This is a genomic window from Streptosporangium sp. NPDC003464 (assembly GCF_053588315.1).
In genome coordinates this window covers 1-2,155 of the sequence record NZ_JBSFPS010000520.1, presented here as the reverse complement: position 1 = coordinate 2,155, position 2,155 = coordinate 1, and the positions used below count along the sequence as shown (strand labels likewise).

Below are 2,155 nucleotides of genomic sequence, written 5' to 3'. Positions count from 1 at the left end.
GGTCTGTCCGGGCCGGGCCGTCCACCCGCGGCTCCCTCCCGGCCGGTGACCCGCTCACCGGCCGGGAGGGAGCTCCGGGCGCCTGCCCGCGCCGGGGCCGCCGCCCGGCCGGCCCTACTCCGTGCCGTCCGCGGGCGGACCCGGCCGCGGCGGCTACCGGCCCGTCAGCGGCTGCCGCGCCACCCGGCTGTGGCGGTAGCCGTAGGTGACGTAGACGACGACGCCGATGATCATCCAGACGACGAACCTGAGCCAGGTCTCCACCGGCAGGTTGAGCATGAGGTAGAGGCAGGCCAGCACCGACAGGATCGGCACCAGCGGGACCAGCGGGGTGCGGAAGGAGCGCGGGAGGTCGGGGCGGGTGCGCCGCAGGATGACCACCGCGATCGAGACGATCACGAACGCGAAGAGCGTGCCGATGTTGACCAGCTCGGCGATCGTCGACAGCGGCACCAGCCCGGCCAGGACCGCCACGATGACGCCCATCAGGATGGTGATCCGGTACGGCGTGCCGAACCGCGGGTGGACCTTGGACAGCCCGCGCGGCAGCAGGTTGTCGCGGGACATCGCGAACAGCACCCGCGACTGGCCCAGCATGAGGATCATCACGACGGTGGTCAGACCGGCCAGGGCGCCGATGCTGATGAGCGTCGCCGCCCAGGTCTGGCCGACCGCCTTGAACGCGTCCGCCAGCGGCGCGGCCTCGCTGAGCTGTGAGTAGGGCTGCATGCCGACGACGACCAGGGAGACGGCGACGTACAGCACGGTGCAGATGACGAGCGAGGCGATGATGCCTATCGGCAGGTCGCGCTGGGGGTTGCGGGTCTCCTCCGCCGCGGTGGCCACCACGTCGAAGCCGATGTAGGCGAAGAACACGATCGCCGCGGCGCTGAAGATGCCCAGCACGCCGAAGGCGACGGGGGTGATCCCGAACAGCACCTGGATCAGCGGCGCCGCCAGGCCCCCCACCGCGGGGGTGGGCTTGGCCGGCGGGATGAACGGGGTGTAGTTGGCCCCGTTGATGAAGAACAGCCCCGCCACGATGACGAGCAGCACCACCGCGATCTTGATCGTGACGACGACCAGGTTGAACCGGGAGGAGAGCTTGATCCCGGCGACCAGGATCGCGGTGAGCGCCAGCACGACCAGCGCCGCCGGCAGGTTGAAGGTCGCCCCCTCCCCGGCGATCGCACTGGGCAGCGTTATCCCCAGGGACGACAGCAGCGAGGTCAGGTAGCCCGACCAGCCGACCGCCACGACCGCGGCGCCCAGCGCCATCTCCAGGGTCAGGTCCCAGCCGATGATCCAGGCGGGGAACTCACCGAGCGTGGCGAAGGAGAAGGTGTAGGCCGAGCCCGCCACCGGCACGGTGGAGGCGAACTCCGCGTAGCAGAGCGCGGCCAGCGCGCAGACGATCCCGGCGGCCACGAACGACAGGGCGACCGCGGGGCCGGCCAGGTCCCTGGCCACCCGGCCGGTGAGGACGAAGATGCCGGTCCCCACGATGACGCCGATGCCGAAGACGGTCAGGTCGATGGCGGAGAGGTCCTTGCGCAGCCGATGCTCGGGCTCTTCGGTGTCGCGGATCGACTGTTCTATCGACTTGACGCGGAAAACCTCCATGGGATCCCCCTTGACCATCTGGAGTCGTTGTCATCCACAGATCAAGTCATGCCCATCTGATCAACGGCTGAACGGTGGACTAGGGGTTCTTTCGGGGAAAGTCCCGATGCCCCGGGCCCCTCCGGCGCGGCAACATCAGGTCATGCTCTTGGACATGCTGGGACAGTTAGACCCATATCTGGTCGGCGCGGTGCTGCTGGTGGTGCTGGCGCTGGACGGTTCCCTACTGATCGGGGCCGTGCTCCCCGGGGACGCGGCGATCGTCGTGGCGGGGACGGCGCTGACGGGTCCCGCCGAAATCGTGGTGGCGGCGGTCGCCGGGGTGGCCGGATGCTACCTGGGTGCCACCGGCGGCTGGCTGATCGGCCGCCGGTACGGCTCACGCGTGCGCCACAGCAGGGCCGGGCGCTGGATCGGCGAGCACCGCTGGGCCCGGGCGCGATGCGTAGCGTGGGGTCGTGCTGGAGGAGCCAGGCGGGGGTACGGCGGCTGACCTTCTGCGACTTGCCCTCTTGGGGCGGACAGAAGATCA

At 70.2% G+C, this 2,155-nt stretch carries 2 protein-coding genes; one reads left to right on the top strand and one right to left on the bottom strand.

The window, feature by feature from the left end; genetic code table 11:
- Positions 1-153 precede the first annotated feature (153 nt).
- The gene (locus tag ACWDS7_RS48075; RefSeq protein ID WP_306867678.1) at positions 154-1,623 is read right to left on the bottom strand and encodes an amino acid permease; all 1,470 of its coding nucleotides are present in this window, start codon (positions 1,621-1,623) and stop codon (positions 154-156) included.
- Positions 1,624-1,777: 154 nt separating this feature from the next.
- Between ACWDS7_RS48075 and ACWDS7_RS48070 the strand changes: the two genes are divergently transcribed.
- Positions 1,778-2,116: a hypothetical protein gene (locus ACWDS7_RS48070; RefSeq protein ID WP_451934769.1), complete on the top strand. Its 339-nt coding sequence runs from the start codon at positions 1,778-1,780 to the stop codon at positions 2,114-2,116.
- Positions 2,117-2,155 lie beyond the last annotated feature (39 nt).

What these genes read in the sequence shown, in the direction of transcription:
- ACWDS7_RS48075 (WP_306867678.1), bottom strand. Translation starts at nt 1,623, where the DNA reads ATGGAGGTTTTCCGCGTCAAGTCGATAGAACAGTCGATCCGCGACACC.
- ACWDS7_RS48070 (WP_451934769.1), top strand. Translation starts at nt 1,778, where the DNA reads ATGCTGGGACAGTTAGACCCATATCTGGTCGGCGCGGTGCTGCTGGTG.